Raw genomic sequence first — 14,176 nt, 5'->3', positions numbered from 1 at the left:
AGGTAAGCCATCACACTCTCTTGATGTCCGCATAAAACGCGCATCTCACCGCGTTCCCCCGCGGTTGCGGAGCCAAAACTTCGTCCATATGATGCATTTGGAACGATTTTAAGAACCGTGCAGCCATGCGATGGCCCGCAGGGATGACAGAGAGTGCATATGGCAAAAGTCTCGATGATCGTGAATGGCAATCCCGTTGCCAAGAATATCGATCCACGCACCCTGCTGGTGCAATTCCTGCGCGAAGAACTGCGGCTGACCGGCACCCATGTGGGCTGCGACACCTCGCAATGCGGCGCCTGCGTCGTGCATCTCGACGGCAAGGCCGTGAAGGCCTGCACCACACTCGCCGTGATGGCCGATGGCCACGAGGTGAAGACCATCGAGGGTCTCGCTGCGGACGGCGCGCCACTGCATCCGATGCAGGAGGCGTTTCGCGAGAACCACGGCCTGCAATGCGGCTTCTGCACGCCGGGCATGATCATGACCGCCATCGATATCGTCCACCGCAAGGGCCACGATCTCGAGGACCATGTGATCCGCGAAGAACTCGAAGGCAATCTCTGCCGCTGCACCGGTTATCAGAACATCGTGGCGTCGATCGCTGCGGGTGCCAAGGCGATGGAAAAGTCCGACCTCGCCTGAGAACGTTCAACGATAAACGCGAAGCGCGCCCAGGGATCTCCTCATGTACGAATTCAAATATCATCGCCCGTCGACCGTGCGGCAGGCTGCCAATCTCCTCGCCAAGAATGAAGATGCCAAGCTGATCGCCGGTGGCCACACGCTGGTGCCGGTGATGAAGCAGCGTCTCGCAGCCCCGCCGCATCTGGTCGATCTCTCCCATATCGAGGGCATCGACGGCATCGAGATCAAGGGGCGCTCGCTGGTGATTGGCGCACTCGCCAAACATGCAGATGTTGCCAGTTCGGCGACCGTCGCCGAAGCCATCCCCGCGCTCGCCGAACTCGCCGCGCTGATCGGCGATCCCGCCGTCCGCCACAAGGGCACCATCGGCGGCTCGCTCGCCAATAACGATCCGACCGCGGATTACCCCGCGGCCGTGATGGCGCTTGGCGCGACCATCGTCACCAACAAGCGCAAGCTGAAGCCGGAAGAGTTTTTCCAGGGCCTGTTCACCACGGCGCTGGAGCCGGACGAAATCATCACGAAGGTCTCGTTCCCGCTGCCGAAGAAGGCGGCCTATCAGAAATTCCGCAACCAGGCCTCGCGCTATGCGCTGGTCGGCGTGTTCGTCGCGCGACTGCCCTCGGGTGTGCGCGTGACGGTGACGGGCGCGGGCTCCGATGGCGTCTTCCGCGTCGAGGCTTTTGAAGCGGCGCTGCAGAAGCGTTTCTCGCCGAAGGCACTGGATGGCATCGCGGTCTCGCCCGATGGCCTCAACAGTGACTTGCACGGCAGCGCCGAGTATCGTGCGCATCTGATCGGCGTGCTGGCCAAGCGCGCGGTCGATGATGCCAACAACCGGGCCTGATCCATCAGGTCCGCACTTTTGAGATAGGGTTCTCTTCATGACTGCACCATCGGCGCTTCCCACCTCCGTCGATGGCATGCTCGATCTGCTCACCAAGCGCGATTATTTTGCCGAGCGCTCGCTGGCGACGGTGGCCTATCTGTCGCTGCGCATGGGCCGGCCGCTGTTTCTCGAAGGCGAGGCCGGCGTCGGCAAGACCGAGATCGCAAAGGTGCTGTCGGCCGCGCTTGGCCGCAAGCTGATCCGGCTGCAATGCTATGAAGGCCTCGACGTTTCCTCCGCCGTCTATGAGTGGAACAGCGCCTCGCAGATGATCGCGATCCGGCTGGCGGAAGCCGCCGGCGAGCGCGATCGCGACCAACTCGCCAGCGACATCTTTGCCGATCGCTATCTGATCAAGCGCCCGCTGCTGCAGGCGCTGGAGCCGGATGTGAACGGGGCGCCGGTGCTGCTGATCGACGAGCTCGATCGCGCCGATGAAGCTTTTGAAGCGTATCTGCTCGAAATCCTGTCGGACTTCCAGGTCACGATCCCGGAACTCGGCACCGTCAAGGCGCCGGCGCCGCCGATCGTTATCATCACCTCGAACCGCACGCGTGAAATTCATGACGCGCTGAAACGACGCTGCCTGTATCACTGGGTCGATTACCCCGCCGCCGATCGCGAACTTGCCATCGTCAAGTCGCGCGTGCCCGGCATTTCCGCAAAGCTGTCGCAGCAGGTGGTGTCCTTCGTGCAGAAGCTACGCGATCAGGATTTCTACAAGTCGCCGGGCGTCGCCGAGACCATCGACTGGGCGACGGCACTCACCGAACTCGACGCGCGCTCGCTGACGCCGCAGGTGGTGGGCGATACGCTGGGCGCGTTGCTGAAGTATCAGGACGACATCCAGCGCATGCAGGGCGATGCGCTGGCGAAGGTGATCAAGGAAGCGACGGCGGACTAGGCTATGCCGACCGCACACTCAGCCCTCATCCTGAGGAGCGGCCGTCTTCGGCCGCGTCTCGAAGGATGGCGCCAGGTGCAGTCATGGTTCGAGACGGCGCCGAAGTCGGCGCCTCCTCACCATGAGGGCGGTGTTTTGGATGGAGTGTCAGAGAGCTAAGCCATGCCCATCGATCATCTCAATCCACCGACCGGGCAGATGGCCGACAATGTCATCGGCTTTGCCCGCGCGCTCCGCAAGGCAGGTCTCCCGGTCGGCCCCGGTGCTGCCATCGATGCGCTTGCGGCGTTGCAGCTGATCGAGATCGGCAAGCGCGCCGATGTGTTCACCACCCTCGAAACCATTTTCGTCAAGCGCCACGACCACGCGCTGATCTTCCAGCAGGCCTTCGACCTGTTCTTCCGCGCCGAGGAAGACTGGAAGCAGATGCTCGATTCCGTGCCGCTGCCGGATGATGCCAAGCGCAAGCCGCCACCGGCCTCGCGTCGTGTTCAGGAGGCAATGGCGCAGCCGTCGAAAGGCGAGGAGCGGGAAGCGCCGCAGGAGCAGGAGATCAAGCTCTCCGTCTCCGATCGCGAAGTGCTGCAGAAGAAAGACTTTGCGCAGATGAGTGCTGCGGAGATTGCCGAGGTTACCCGCGCCATTGCCAATATGCGGTTGCCGCAGGCGGAGTTGCGCACCCGCCGCACCCGGCCAGACAAGAGCGGCGCACGGCTCGATCTGCGCCGCACGCTCCGCGCGTCGCTGCGCACCGGCGGCGATATCGTCGATCTCCGCCGCCTTGGCCTGATCGACAAGCCGGCGCCCATCGTGGCACTGCTCGATATTTCCGGCTCGATGAGCGAATATACCCGCCTGTTCCTGCATTTCCTGCATGCCGTCACCGATGCGCGCAAGCGTGTCTCGGTGTTCCTGTTCGGCACCCGCCTCACCAATGTCACCCGCTCGTTGCGGGCACGCGATCCCGATGAAGCGCTGGCCGCTTGCACGGCCTCGGTGGAGGATTGGGCCGGCGGCACGCGCATCTCGGCGTCGCTGCACAATTTCAACAAGCTGTGGGGCCGCCGCGTGCTCGGGCAGGGCGCCATCGTGCTGCTGATCTCCGACGGGCTCGAACGCGAGGCGGATTCGCAGCTTGCCTTCGAGATGGACCGGCTGCATCGCTCCTGCCGGAAACTGATCTGGCTGAACCCGCTGCTGCGCTTCGATGGCTTTGAGCCGAAAGCCCAAGGCATCAAAATGATGCTGCCGCACGTTGACGAATTCCGTCCGGTGCATAATTTGACGTCCATCGACGGGCTGATCAAGGCGCTGTCTGCGCCGGCCTCCGGCCATCACCGTCCGCTGATCCGCCCCGCTGCATAAGGATAAGTCTGATGCTCAATCGCGAAGAAGACATCCTGCAGGCCGCCGAAGCCTGGCAAAAGGCCGGCCACGGCGTGGCATTGGCCACGGTGGTCGAGACCTGGGGCTCGGCGCCGCGCCCGGCCGGCTCCAATCTGGTCATCAATGATGACGGCACGTTTCTCGGCTCCGTCTCCGGCGGCTGCGTCGAGGGCGCCGTGGTCACCGAAGCGCTCGATGTGATCGAGAGCGGCAAGCCGAAACTGCTGGAATTCGGCGTGGCCGACGAGACCGCCTGGAATGTCGGTCTGTCCTGTGGCGGCACCATCCGCGTTTTTGTCGAAAAGGTAGGCTGATCGTGAAAACCGAGACACTGGCGCTGCTCAATGCCGAGCGCGCCGCGCGCCGGCCGGTCATCGTCGTGACCGATATGTCCGACGGTATACAACGCCTGGTGAAGGCGGTAGACTTCGCCGCCGACCCCTTGCATGCGGAGCTGGAGAAACAGCTGCGCATGGGCAAGAGCGCCATGGTCGAGGTGGACGGCAAGAAGCAGTTTCTCAATGTCTATGCACCCACCGCAAAACTCGTGATTATCGGCGCCGTCCATATCAGCCAGGCGCTTGCGCCGCTGGCCCGTTCGCTCGACTACGACGTCACGGTCGTCGATCCGCGCACCGCCTTTGCCAGCCCCGAGCGCTTCCCCGATGTGAATCTGATCGCCGAATGGCCGGACGAGGCACTGCCGCCGCTCGGTATCGATCGCTGGACGGCCTTTGTCGCGGTGACCCATGATCCCAAGATCGATGATCCCGCGCTGCTGCACGCGTTCGAAAAGGGCTGCTTCTATATCGGCGCCCTCGGCTCGCGGAAGACGCATGCCAAGCGCCTCGATCGCCTGAAGGCGCAGGGTGCAACGGATGCCGATCTCGCCAGGATCAAGGCGCCCATCGGCCTGAATATCGGCGCCGTCTCGCCATCCGAGATCGCGGTTTCGATCATGGCCGAGATCACCGCCGAGTTGCGTCTGCCTAAAGACGCGAAGGCGGCTGCGGCATGAAGTTCGGTCCGGCCAGCCCGGCCGACGCGCTCGGCGGCGTGACGGTTCATACCCTGCGGCAAGGCGATCTTGTTCTCAAGAAGGGCACCGCCATCGGTGCTGACGAGGTCGCTGCGCTCACGCGCGCCGGCGTCAAGGAAGTTGTCGTCGTTCGTCTTGAGGATGGCGATGTCTCGGAAGACGCTGCGGCTGCCAGCATCGCGCAGGCGGTGGCCGGCGAGGGCGTCACTGTGGAGCGCGCCTTTACCGGCCGCGCCAATCTGTTTGCCGCCAAGCCCGGCGTGCTGGTGATCGATCGCGCCGCTGTCGATCGCATCAATGGCGTGGACGAAGCGATCACCTTCGCCACCCTCGATGCGTTCAAGCCGGTGGTCGAGAACGAGATGATCGCCACCGTGAAGCTGATCCCGTTCGGCGTCGCCGCCACCTTGCGCGATGCAGCCGTGACGGCCGCGGGCAGCACCGCGATGCGGGTCGCGCCTTACAAGGTGAGAAAAGTCGGCATCGTCTCCACGCTGCTGCCCGGCCTGTCGCCAAAAGTCATCGACAAGACCCTGCGCGTGACCGAGGAACGTCTCGCGCCGGCCGGCGCAAAGATCATCGCCGAGCGCCGCGTGCCGCATGACGAGATTGTGCTGGCAAAAACCATCGACGAATTGCTGCGGCTCGGTGCCGAACTCGTCATCGTGTTCGGTGCCTCCGCCATTGCCGATCGCCGCGACGTCATTCCGTCCGCCATCGAGGCGATCGGCGGCAGCATCCAGCATTTCGGTATGCCGGTGGACCCCGGCAACCTGCTGCTGATCGGCAAGGCCGGCGCTGTGCCGATCCTCGGCGCCCCCGGCTGTGCGCGCTCACCCGTCGAGAACGGATTTGACTGGGTGCTGATGCGCCTGCTGGCGGGGTTGGAAGTCACGCGCGCCGATCTCGTTGGCATGGGCGTCGGTGGTCTGTTGATGGAGATCATCACCCGCCCGCAGCCGCGCGTGCCGGTTGAAAGCGATGGCAAGCGTAGCGTCGCCGCACTCATTCTCGCCGCCGGCCGCGGCACGCGGATGGGTGGCCCCAACAAGCTGCTTGCCGACCTCAACGGCAAGCCGCTGGTGCGTATCGTTGCCGAACACCTGATGAAATCGAAAGCGAGCAGCGTGACCGTGGTGACCGGCCATGAAGCCGCGGAGGTCGAGAAGGCGTTGCGCGGCCTCAACGTCACCTTCGTCTACAATCCCGATTATCCCGATGGCATTGCCAGTTCGGTGAAAGCCGGCATCGCCGCCGTGCCGCGCGATGCCGATGGTGCCGTGGTCTGTCTCGGCGACATGCCGCTGATCGACACCAAGCTGATCGACCGCCTGATCGACGCTTTCGCGCCGGATCGTGGTCATCTCATCGCAGCCCCTGTCAGCGAGGGCCGCCGCGGCAATCCGGTGCTGTGGTCACGCCGTTTCTTCCCGGAATTGATGACGCTGGACGGCGATATCGGCGCGCGCAATCTGATCGTCAAACATGCAGAAGTCGTCGCCGATGTCCCCGTCGAAGGCCGCGGTGCCTTCCTCGACATCGACACGCCGCAGGCGCTGGAAGAAGCGAGAAGCGGGTCTGTTGCCGTGTGATCTACACTCCAGCTGTCATCACCCGCGAAGGCGGGTGACCCAGTAAACGCCGGCATTCGCGCTTTTATCGCTCCACCGGTGTGTACTGGATCGCCCGGTCAAGCCGGGCGATGACAGTGAGATGCTTGGCTTAAGCGTCCTCGACAACCAACTGCGCCAGGTCCTCCAGCAGACCCGGTCCCGTCGGCGTCCACTTCAGCCTCTCCTGTGTCTGCGCACTCGACGCCGGCACGTCATGTGTGGCGAACATCGCGAGCCAGCCGAAGAACGCCGGTGCCTCTTCAGGTGCGATCGACTTCACGGGCAGATCGAGCCGCTTGCCGATGGTTTCCGCGATTGCCCGCAGCGTCACGCCTTCTTCTGCGACGGCATGATATTTTGCGCCGGGCTCCGCCTTCTCGATTGCAAGTCGGTAGAGGCGGGCGACATCCAGCACATGCGCGGCCGGCCAGCGCGTCGCGCCGTCGCCGACATAGGCGCAGGCGTCTTGCTGCCGATAGATATCGATGGCTGGTGAGATCAGCCCCTGCCGGCGGGGATCATGCACCTGCGGCAGCCGGACCACGGACACATTCACGCCCGTGGCCGCCACATCGGCCGCAGCTTCCTCGGAGATCGCGCGCGGATGCTGGTCCGATCCGATGATCGCATTGTCCTCCCTGGCGGCCTCGCCCGGTACGGTGCTGGCGAGGCCGGTGCCCGAGGTCACGATCAGCGGCCGGTCGGAGCGCTTGAGCGCGGCACCAAGTCCGGTGACGACACGGCGGTCATCGCGGCAGTTGGCAACGAAATTCGAAAAATCGTGCTTGAAGGCGAGATGGATCACGCCATCCGCCCGGGCCAGTCCGTCCTTCAATCCATCGAGGTCGTCGATCGAGCCGCGATAAACCTCGGCGCCGGTCTCGGCCAGCGCCTGCGCCTTGGTTTCGGACCGGCATAGCCCGATGACCTCATGGCCGGCGGCTATCAGATCCCTGGTGGTGGCCAGACCGATGAATCCGGTGGCCCCGGTGACGAATACGCGCATGAAAAGGCTCCGCTCTTGTTTTGGCGGGACAAAATTGGCGGCTTCGGATATCATGGTAAAGTCGAGACTTTATCATAGTATAATGGTTGACAGGATGAGCGTCCTTCCAGCGAGCGACAACACTCTTGGAGACTATCTCCGCGACCGCCGGACCAGGCTTGATCCGGCGGCTTTCGGCTTTTCGACCACGCGACGGCGCACGCTCGGTCTGCGTCGTGAAGAGGTGGCGCAGCGCGCCAATATCAGTTCGACCTGGTACACCTTCCTCGAACAGGGCCGCGGCGGCGCGCCATCCGCCGATGTGCTGGACCGTATTTCGCGCGCGCTCATGCTGACGGATGTCGAGCGCGAGCATCTGTTTCTGATCGGTCTCGGTCGTCCGCCCGAAGTGCGCTATCGCAAAAGCGAAGGCGTCACGCCGCGGCTACAACGCGTGCTCGATGCGCTGGAGCCGAGTCCGGCTTTGATCCGAACGGCGATCTGGGATGTGGTCGCGTGGAATCGAGCGGCGACGGTGATGCTCACCGACTACGGCGCGCTGCCGCCCGAGCAGCGCAACATCCTGCGTTTCGTCTTTCTCGATCCGCGTTCGCGGGCCGCGCAATATGACTGGCACAGCGTGGCGCGCTTTGTCGTCGGTGCGTTCAGGATCGATGCCTCCCGCGCCGGCGCCACCGCCGAGGTCGAGCCGCTCGTGAACGAGCTGTGCCGCCTCAGCCCCGAATTTGCGAGTATGTGGCGCGACAATGACGTGCAGGCCCCGCATGGCGATGGCGTCAAGCGTATCCGTCATCCCGCTTTGGGTCCGCTAACCTTCGAATATTCTGCTTTCGTGATCGATGGTCGTACCGATCTCACCATGGTGGTCTACAATCCGGTGGACCCCGAAGATCTCGAACGGATACGCTCCCACAGTCGTTTGCCGTAAGCTTCGTCGCGGAAGGTTCCCTTCATTCACCAAGTCGAAACTCCCTCGCGGTAACGTCGTGCCGACTGCACCTCGGGGGAGGGGAAATTGTCATCTCATATGGCTGCGCGCTCTCGCGCGTTTTTTGTCGTTACGCTCATTTTCAGTCTTGCATCCCTGCAACCGGCAATTGGTGCCGGTGCGCTCGCCATCGGTAAATGCGGCGCCTATGGCCAGGCTTATGACCATCCGGCGCAATCGTCTGCACTCGCTGCGGCCAAGAAGGCCTGCAAGGGCGATTGCACCACGCTGACCATGAACCGTGCTTGCGCGGCATTGGCGGTGGATATGGCCAATCCCTGCGGTGCTCATGGTTATGCCGTGGCTCCGCGCATTTCCTCGACGCTGAACGAGGCCACCAAGAAGTGCTACGAGCATGGCGGCAAGGAATGTGTCATCCGCGCCTGGGCCTGTGACGGCAAGGGCTAGCTCGTTTCAACGTCGGCAATATCCGCGACGAGGCTCCCCATATTTGGCCTCGTTGAATCCGCCATCGGCGGTTATTCTGGCGCCGATGATGCCGCTCCGACGAACCATGTTCACACCCGCTGCCGAAAGCCCCGAGCTTCAGGCGGCCCGCGACGCCTTGAACCGTCAGGTGCTGCTCACCGAGCAGCTGCGCATCAAGGCGGTCATCGCAACAGTGGCCATCCTGACTGTCTTGGTGACCCTCGTGCAGATGGTTCTGCCCGATGTCTTCATCGGCATTTCCAAGGGCGGGTTCGAGCTTGGCTCGACCTATGTCATCTTCCTGCCGTTTCTGGCGTTCGAGTTACTCGGCCTCTATCTGGTCGGCCGCCGGGTCGCGCAGAACAAGGACGTGCCGGTCGGGCGGCGCTATCTCAGTGCGCTGATCGAAACCAGCGTGCCGACCGCCGCGCTCTATCTGCATATGACCTGGATGGGCGCGAATACGGCACTCGCTTTCGCTGCCCCGCTGACCTATTTCGTCTTCATCATTCTCTCGACGCTGCGGCTGGATTTTTGGCTATCCACCTTCACCGGCTTCGTGGCGGCGGCGGAGATGTTCGCGCTGGCCATGCTGTATCAGCCAGCCGGCTTCGCCTTCGAGCCGATGCCGGAAGGCCCGTTCCAGTTCGTGCGTGCCATCATGCTTTTGGTCGGTGGCGTGCTGGCGGGCGCGGTCGGCATGCAGTTGCGGCGGCAATTCGAGGCGAGCATCGCGGCCACCGCCGCGCGCGATCATGTCACCAATCTGTTCGGCCAGCATGTGTCGCCGCAAGTTGTGGAGCGCCTGCTTGCCAGCGGTGCGGCACCGACCACCGAGATGCGGCAGGTCGCCGTGATGTTCGTCGATATCCGCAATTTCACCGCCGCGACGCGCGTCCACACGCCGCGCCAGGTGGTGGAGCGCCTCGATGAAGCCTTTGCGATTCTGGTCGATGTGCTCGACAGCCATTCCGGCATCGTGAACAAGTTTCTCGGCGACGGATTTCTCGCGGTGTTCGGCGCGCCGATCGAAGACGAGCACGCCGCGCAATGCGCCGTCGATGCGGCGCGAAAAATGCTGGCGGCGCTGGAAGAGAACAACACGGGCAGCGCCTGGCCGCTGCGGATCGGCATCGGCATCCATATGGGCGCGGTCATCGCCGGCAATGTCGGCTCGCCCCGCCGCAAGGAATACACCGTCATGGGCGACACCGTGAATTTCGCCGCCCGCCTCGAGGCGCTGAACAAGGAGTTCGGGTCGCAGCTGCTGATTTCCGCCGCGGTGCGCGATGCCGCGGGTGAATCAGCACGCGACGCGACATTTCTCGGCGATGTCCAGATCCGTGGCTATGAGCGACCGCAAGCGGTGTGGCAGCTTGGCTAGTTGTCGAAGAAGGGGGCCCGCTTCGGTCGCAGCATGATGCCGAAGCGGCCATAGAGGCCGTCGCGGCCGAAATCGTCGGAGACGCGGCCGGCGGCGAAGGTCCACTCATACTCGTCGGTGCGCAGCCCGGTGAGATGAACGCCGAGGCGTGTCTGCCGGCTGAAATAGTCGCTCGACAGAGCGGCCTCCGGTCCGATCCAGAATGAGTCGAACAACCGCCAGCCTGCGGCGATGCGCGTGGTGTAACCGGAATCGATGGTGGTGCCGGACAATGCATATTGCACCATCAATTCGGATGTCGGCTCCCACCACAGATCGGCGATGCCGCGCAGCCCGAAGCGCGGACGCCAGCGATCGGGACGGCCGTTCTGGAAAAAGAAATCAACTTCCGCATCGGGACCGACGAGAAACTGCGCTTCCAGTCGGCCGGCGCGGATCATGTAGCCGGGCAGCACAAAGGCGCGGCCGATCTGGGTGTCGTATCTGCCGAAGCGGTCGGTGTAGCGCTCCAGGCTTTCGGAGACGAACAGGCGCAGGATGAAGCCCTCCCGATCGAAGCCGCTCGGCATCCATTGCACGCCAGCGAAGGCGCCAAAACTCCATTTCGAGGCGTCGATGCCGCCGAAATAGACGAGCTTGTCGGGCATGCCGCCGGACAGATAGTCGAACGGTCGCTTGCGCGTCGCGCGGTTGTCGGTGAGTTGCGACCAGAACGACTTCGACCGGGCGGAGGGCAGGATGTTGAATTCGAGATCGAGCTCGTCGATCTCCTCCTGGGCGCTGGCAGTGCCCGCCATGGTGAGGGCCAAGGCCAGCCCCGCGCCTCGCATCAGCCGTTCCCAACGCATCGAGCCCCCACCCAACGCAACAGAATGCAACCGTTAATTCAACTTAAGGTAGATTATCTGGGGATAAGCCGACGTCCAGTGTGGATAAGTGAACGATGGGAGAACACCGGAAGAATATTTTAGGTGGCCGCTTGGCAAGGGCGGCGACAGGCGCCGTCGCCTGCGGCCCATCCTTCGAGGCTCGCAAGGGCTCGCGCCTCAGGATGACGGCGGAGCAGGGGGCTTGCGATGTGAGCAGCTCGTTTCACCTCTCGCCACACACTCTCCCGTCATCCTGAGGCGCTCGCCCGCAGGGCGAGCCTCGAAGGACGGCCGCAAACACCGACCTTACACCTGCGGCGTCACCAAATTCTCGATCGCGACACCCTCACGATCCTCGATGATCTCCGCGATCCAGCGCCGATGACAGTGCGTATGGTCGCGCTCATAGCAGAGCACGCAGACCGGACCCGCTTTCATCACCAGCGCGGCAAGCTCGTCCATCTCCTCGCGCGCCTGCGGCGTCGTGAGATGCGCGCTATACACTCTCTCCAGCTGAGCGATATTGCCCGACCGCGCCGCCTCGCGGCCTTCCTTCGGCGTGCCCAGGCCGCGGAGATGCACATAGCCGATGCCGCGCTCGTCGAGCCCGGCCTTGAGCTGCGACTTTGAAAATCCCGGCCGGCGCGAAGCGGCGACAGCGCGGACATCCACCAGCAGCTTCACGCCGGCGGCTTCCAACTCGTCGAGCACGGCTTTCGAAGGCGTCTGCTCATAGCCGATGGTGAAGAGTTTTGTCTGTCGCGCCTTGGCCATGCGCTGCTCCTGACTACACCCGCTCGATCAGCGCCATCGCGCCATGCGGCGCGCGCACCTTGGCTTCGTGGATGACATAGGCAAATACATCGCGCGGCTGCTTCTTCACCTTGCCATCGCTGACACGCGGCAGGTCGGCCGGCTCGCTGCCGCCGGCAAAATCCTGAAAACGTTTGGCCCAGGCATCCAGCGCCTTCGGCGCGTATGCCGTCGGGATCGAGTCTTCGCCTTTCTGCAGACGCAGATAGACGAAATCGGCCGTGACATCGGCGATCGCGGGATAGGTCGCGTGTTCCGAGAACACCACGGGGATCTTGTGCTCGCGGAGCAGGGCAATGAAAGCCGGCGTGCAGAAACTGTCATGCCGCACCTCGACGACATGGCGCAGCGCGCGGCCATCCAGTTCACGTGGCAGCAGGTCGAGAAAGGCGCCGAAATCGGCCTCGTCGAATTTCTTGGTCGGCATGAACTGCCACAGCACCGGGCCGAGCTTGTCGCCGAGTTCGAGCACGCCGGAATCATAGAACCGCTTCACGCTGTCGCCGGCCTCGGCCAGCACTTTGCGGTTGGTGGCGAAGCGCGGGCCCTTTAGCGAGAAGACAAAATCATCCGGCACCTCGCTCGCCCATTTGCGAAAGCTCTCCGGCTTTTGCGAGCCGTAATAGGTGCCGTTGATCTCGATGGAGGTCAGTTTCGAGGCGGCGTAGTTGAGTTCCTTCGCCTGCGTCAGCTTGTCCGGATAAAACGTCCCGCGCCAGGGCTCGAAGGTCCAGCCGCCGATGCCGATGCGGATTTTGCCGGTTTTCGCTGCCATTCCAGGTCCTCCAGGTTTCTTGCGGCCACCCCTTGCGGAACGGCCAACCCATTCCTATCTCTCATTCAACGGCAACGTCGATGCTTAATAGCTCCGCGGCCGAGACGACCTTGAATGACCAAGACCTTAAATGGGATAGGCGCGCCGGATGTACGTGCGCCGGGTTGTTCGGGGTCGTTTGCATTTTGGGCTGTTGCCACGGGCAATGCCACCCGTTTCCCGCATACAATCAAACGGTTGACGCGTTCCCGCTGCGCCTTGGCAGGCTGTCGCCCGGCAGATATATGCTGGCGCCATGAGCGATGCCATCACACTTGGGAACGGACAGGTCGAGCGCGCGGGCATGCCGCTGCAGCTTTCTGTCGTCGTCCCCACTTTCAACGAGCGCGGCAATGTGGCCACCCTGGTCCAGCGCCTCGACGCAGCCCTCAAGGGCATCGCGTGGGAAGTCATTTTCGTCGACGACAATTCCCCCGATGGCACCACGGATGCCGTGCGCGATCTGGCGCGGACCGATTCGCGCGTTCGCTGCATCCGCCGCATCGGCCGCCGCGGCCTGTCCGGTGCATGTATCGAGGGCATGCTGGCATCCTCTGCGCCGTGCGCCGCTGTCATCGACGGCGATTTGCAGCATGACGAAACGCAGCTCGCAAAAATGCTCGGCCTGATCGAGCAAGGCCACGCCGATCTCGTCATCGGCAGCCGCTATATCGACGGCGGCAGCGCCGACAGTTTTGACAACAAGCGCGCCGGCTTCAGCAAATTCGCGACTGTTCTCGCCCAGCAGGTGCTGCGCGTCAGCGTCGCCGATCCCATGAGCGGCTTCTTCATGATCCGCCGCGATCGCTTCGAGCAATTGGCGCCGCAGCTCTCGACGCAGGGCTTCAAGATCCTGCTCGACGTCGTCGCCACCGCACGCGGCACGCTGCGCATCCAGGAAGTGCCCTATACATTCGGCTCGCGCCTGCATGGCGAGAGCAAGCTCGATTCCATGGTGGCGCTGGATTTCCTTGGCCTCATTCTCGCAAAGCTCACCAACGACATCGTCTCGCTGCGCTTCCTGCTGTTCGCGCTGGTCGGCTCGATCGGTCTGGTCGTGCATTTCTCCGTGTTGTTTGTCGGGCTCGAGGCCTTTGCGCTGCCCTTTGCGGAGGCGCAGGGCATCGCGGCCTTCTGCGCCATGACCAGCAATTTCCTGCTCAACAATTTCCTCACCTATCGCGACCAGCGCCTGAAGGGCCTCCGCATCCTGCAGGGCCTGATCCTGTTCTATCTCGTCTGCAGCGTGGGCCTGCTCGCCAATGTCGGCGTCGCCTGGTCGGTATTCGACAATGAGCCGGTGTGGTGGATCGCCGGTGCTGCCGGCGCGCTGATGGGCGTCGTCTGGAATTACGCCATGTCCGGCCTGTTCGTGTGGCGCAAGCGGTGACGGC

15 protein-coding genes are annotated in these 14,176 nt (G+C 63.4%); 11 read left to right on the top strand and 4 right to left on the bottom strand.

Features of this window, described 5'->3' with window-relative positions:
* The first annotated feature begins 159 nt into the window (after window positions 1-159).
* The 7 genes from ACIQ2A_RS00940 (at window position 160) to ACIQ2A_RS00910 (ending at window position 6,458) form a co-directional block, all read left to right on the top strand.
* On the top strand, window positions 160-645 hold the full coding sequence (locus tag ACIQ2A_RS00940; protein WP_398474763.1) for a (2Fe-2S)-binding protein: 486 nt from the start codon (window positions 160-162) through the stop codon (window positions 643-645).
* 43 nt (window positions 646-688) lie between these two features.
* Window positions 689-1,495, top strand: coding sequence for an FAD binding domain-containing protein (locus ACIQ2A_RS00935; protein WP_398474761.1), 807 nt, complete (start codon window positions 689-691; stop codon window positions 1,493-1,495).
* Between the two features lie 37 nt (window positions 1,496-1,532).
* Window positions 1,533-2,441 carry an AAA family ATPase gene (locus ACIQ2A_RS00930; RefSeq protein WP_398474759.1) on the top strand — a complete coding sequence of 303 codons (909 nt, stop codon included), beginning with the start codon at window positions 1,533-1,535 and terminating at the stop codon, window positions 2,439-2,441.
* A gap of 162 nt (window positions 2,442-2,603) precedes the next feature.
* A complete protein-coding gene (locus ACIQ2A_RS00925; protein WP_398474757.1) occupies window positions 2,604-3,806 on the top strand; it encodes a VWA domain-containing protein in 1,203 nt (400 codons plus the stop codon).
* Between the two features lie 11 nt (window positions 3,807-3,817).
* Window positions 3,818-4,141 carry an XdhC family protein gene (locus ACIQ2A_RS00920; protein WP_211909372.1) on the top strand — a complete coding sequence of 108 codons (324 nt, stop codon included), beginning with the start codon at window positions 3,818-3,820 and terminating at the stop codon, window positions 4,139-4,141.
* Window positions 4,142-4,143: 2 nt separating this feature from the next.
* Window positions 4,144-4,845, top strand: a complete 702-nt coding sequence (locus ACIQ2A_RS00915) for an XdhC family protein (protein ID WP_398474755.1) — start codon at window positions 4,144-4,146, stop codon at window positions 4,843-4,845.
* Window positions 4,842-6,458 carry an NTP transferase domain-containing protein gene (locus ACIQ2A_RS00910; protein WP_398474753.1) on the top strand — a complete coding sequence of 539 codons (1,617 nt, stop codon included), beginning with the start codon at window positions 4,842-4,844 and terminating at the stop codon, window positions 6,456-6,458. Before ACIQ2A_RS00915 ends, ACIQ2A_RS00910 begins: the two co-directional genes overlap by 4 nt.
* A gap of 130 nt (window positions 6,459-6,588) precedes the next feature.
* Here the strand turns inward: ACIQ2A_RS00910 and ACIQ2A_RS00905 are convergent, their stop codons facing one another.
* The gene (locus ACIQ2A_RS00905; RefSeq protein WP_398474751.1) at window positions 6,589-7,485 is read right to left on the bottom strand and encodes an SDR family oxidoreductase; all 897 of its coding nucleotides are present in this window, start codon (window positions 7,483-7,485) and stop codon (window positions 6,589-6,591) included.
* Between the two features lie 94 nt (window positions 7,486-7,579).
* Between ACIQ2A_RS00905 and ACIQ2A_RS00900 the strand changes: the two genes are divergently transcribed.
* From ACIQ2A_RS00900 to ACIQ2A_RS00890, 3 genes are all read left to right on the top strand, one after another.
* The gene (locus ACIQ2A_RS00900; protein WP_398474749.1) at window positions 7,580-8,413 is read left to right on the top strand and encodes a helix-turn-helix transcriptional regulator; all 834 of its coding nucleotides are present in this window, start codon (window positions 7,580-7,582) and stop codon (window positions 8,411-8,413) included.
* Window positions 8,414-8,512: 99 nt separating this feature from the next.
* A complete protein-coding gene (locus ACIQ2A_RS00895; protein ID WP_398474747.1) occupies window positions 8,513-8,881 on the top strand; it encodes a DUF4189 domain-containing protein in 369 nt (122 codons plus the stop codon).
* 106 nt (window positions 8,882-8,987) lie between these two features.
* Window positions 8,988-10,286: an adenylate/guanylate cyclase domain-containing protein gene (locus tag ACIQ2A_RS00890; protein WP_398474745.1), complete on the top strand. Its 1,299-nt coding sequence runs from the start codon at window positions 8,988-8,990 to the stop codon at window positions 10,284-10,286.
* On the opposite strand, the gene bcsS is transcribed toward ACIQ2A_RS00890, so the two are convergent.
* From bcsS to ACIQ2A_RS00875, 3 genes are all read right to left on the bottom strand, one after another.
* The gene (bcsS, locus tag ACIQ2A_RS00885) at window positions 10,283-11,116 is read right to left on the bottom strand and encodes a cellulose biosynthesis protein BcsS (protein ID WP_398474743.1); all 834 of its coding nucleotides are present in this window, start codon (window positions 11,114-11,116) and stop codon (window positions 10,283-10,285) included. The two genes, ACIQ2A_RS00890 and bcsS, sit on opposite strands and share 4 nt — an antisense overlap.
* A 345-nt stretch (window positions 11,117-11,461) precedes the next feature.
* Window positions 11,462-11,929, bottom strand: a complete 468-nt coding sequence (locus ACIQ2A_RS00880; protein ID WP_398474741.1) for a DUF488 family protein — start codon at window positions 11,927-11,929, stop codon at window positions 11,462-11,464.
* 13 nt (window positions 11,930-11,942) lie between these two features.
* Window positions 11,943-12,743 carry a DUF72 domain-containing protein gene (locus ACIQ2A_RS00875; protein ID WP_398474739.1) on the bottom strand — a complete coding sequence of 267 codons (801 nt, stop codon included), beginning with the start codon at window positions 12,741-12,743 and terminating at the stop codon, window positions 11,943-11,945.
* 295 nt (window positions 12,744-13,038) lie between these two features.
* On the opposite strand from ACIQ2A_RS00875, the gene ACIQ2A_RS00870 reads away from it, so the two are divergent.
* A complete protein-coding gene (locus tag ACIQ2A_RS00870) occupies window positions 13,039-14,172 on the top strand; it encodes a glycosyltransferase (RefSeq protein ID WP_398474737.1) in 1,134 nt (377 codons plus the stop codon).
* The last annotated feature ends 4 nt before the right edge of the window (window positions 14,173-14,176 follow it).

The sequence above is a fragment of the Tardiphaga sp. genome, assembly GCF_044336785.1.
Taxonomy (GTDB): domain Bacteria; phylum Pseudomonadota; class Alphaproteobacteria; order Rhizobiales; family Xanthobacteraceae; genus Tardiphaga.
The sequence above is the reverse complement of the archived record's forward strand: the minus strand, read 5'-3'. Positions and strand labels throughout refer to the sequence as shown.

Coding starts and splice junctions, on each gene's coding strand:
- ACIQ2A_RS00940 (WP_398474763.1), top strand. CDS start 160: ATGGCAAAAGTCTCGATGATCGTGAATGGCAATCCCGTTGCCAAGAAT.
- ACIQ2A_RS00935 (WP_398474761.1), top strand. CDS start 689: ATGTACGAATTCAAATATCATCGCCCGTCGACCGTGCGGCAGGCTGCC.
- ACIQ2A_RS00930 (WP_398474759.1), top strand. CDS start 1,533: ATGACTGCACCATCGGCGCTTCCCACCTCCGTCGATGGCATGCTCGAT.
- ACIQ2A_RS00925 (WP_398474757.1), top strand. CDS start 2,604: ATGCCCATCGATCATCTCAATCCACCGACCGGGCAGATGGCCGACAAT.
- ACIQ2A_RS00920 (WP_211909372.1), top strand. CDS start 3,818: ATGCTCAATCGCGAAGAAGACATCCTGCAGGCCGCCGAAGCCTGGCAA.
- ACIQ2A_RS00910 (WP_398474753.1), top strand. CDS start 4,842: ATGAAGTTCGGTCCGGCCAGCCCGGCCGACGCGCTCGGCGGCGTGACG.
- ACIQ2A_RS00905 (WP_398474751.1), bottom strand. CDS start 7,485: ATGCGCGTATTCGTCACCGGGGCCACCGGATTCATCGGTCTGGCCACC.
- ACIQ2A_RS00900 (WP_398474749.1), top strand. CDS start 7,580: ATGAGCGTCCTTCCAGCGAGCGACAACACTCTTGGAGACTATCTCCGC.
- ACIQ2A_RS00895 (WP_398474747.1), top strand. CDS start 8,513: ATGGCTGCGCGCTCTCGCGCGTTTTTTGTCGTTACGCTCATTTTCAGT.
- ACIQ2A_RS00890 (WP_398474745.1), top strand. CDS start 8,988: ATGTTCACACCCGCTGCCGAAAGCCCCGAGCTTCAGGCGGCCCGCGAC.
- bcsS (WP_398474743.1), bottom strand. CDS start 11,116: ATGCGAGGCGCGGGGCTGGCCTTGGCCCTCACCATGGCGGGCACTGCC.
- ACIQ2A_RS00880 (WP_398474741.1), bottom strand. CDS start 11,929: ATGGCCAAGGCGCGACAGACAAAACTCTTCACCATCGGCTATGAGCAG.
- ACIQ2A_RS00875 (WP_398474739.1), bottom strand. CDS start 12,743: ATGGCAGCGAAAACCGGCAAAATCCGCATCGGCATCGGCGGCTGGACC.
- ACIQ2A_RS00870 (WP_398474737.1), top strand. CDS start 13,039: ATGAGCGATGCCATCACACTTGGGAACGGACAGGTCGAGCGCGCGGGC.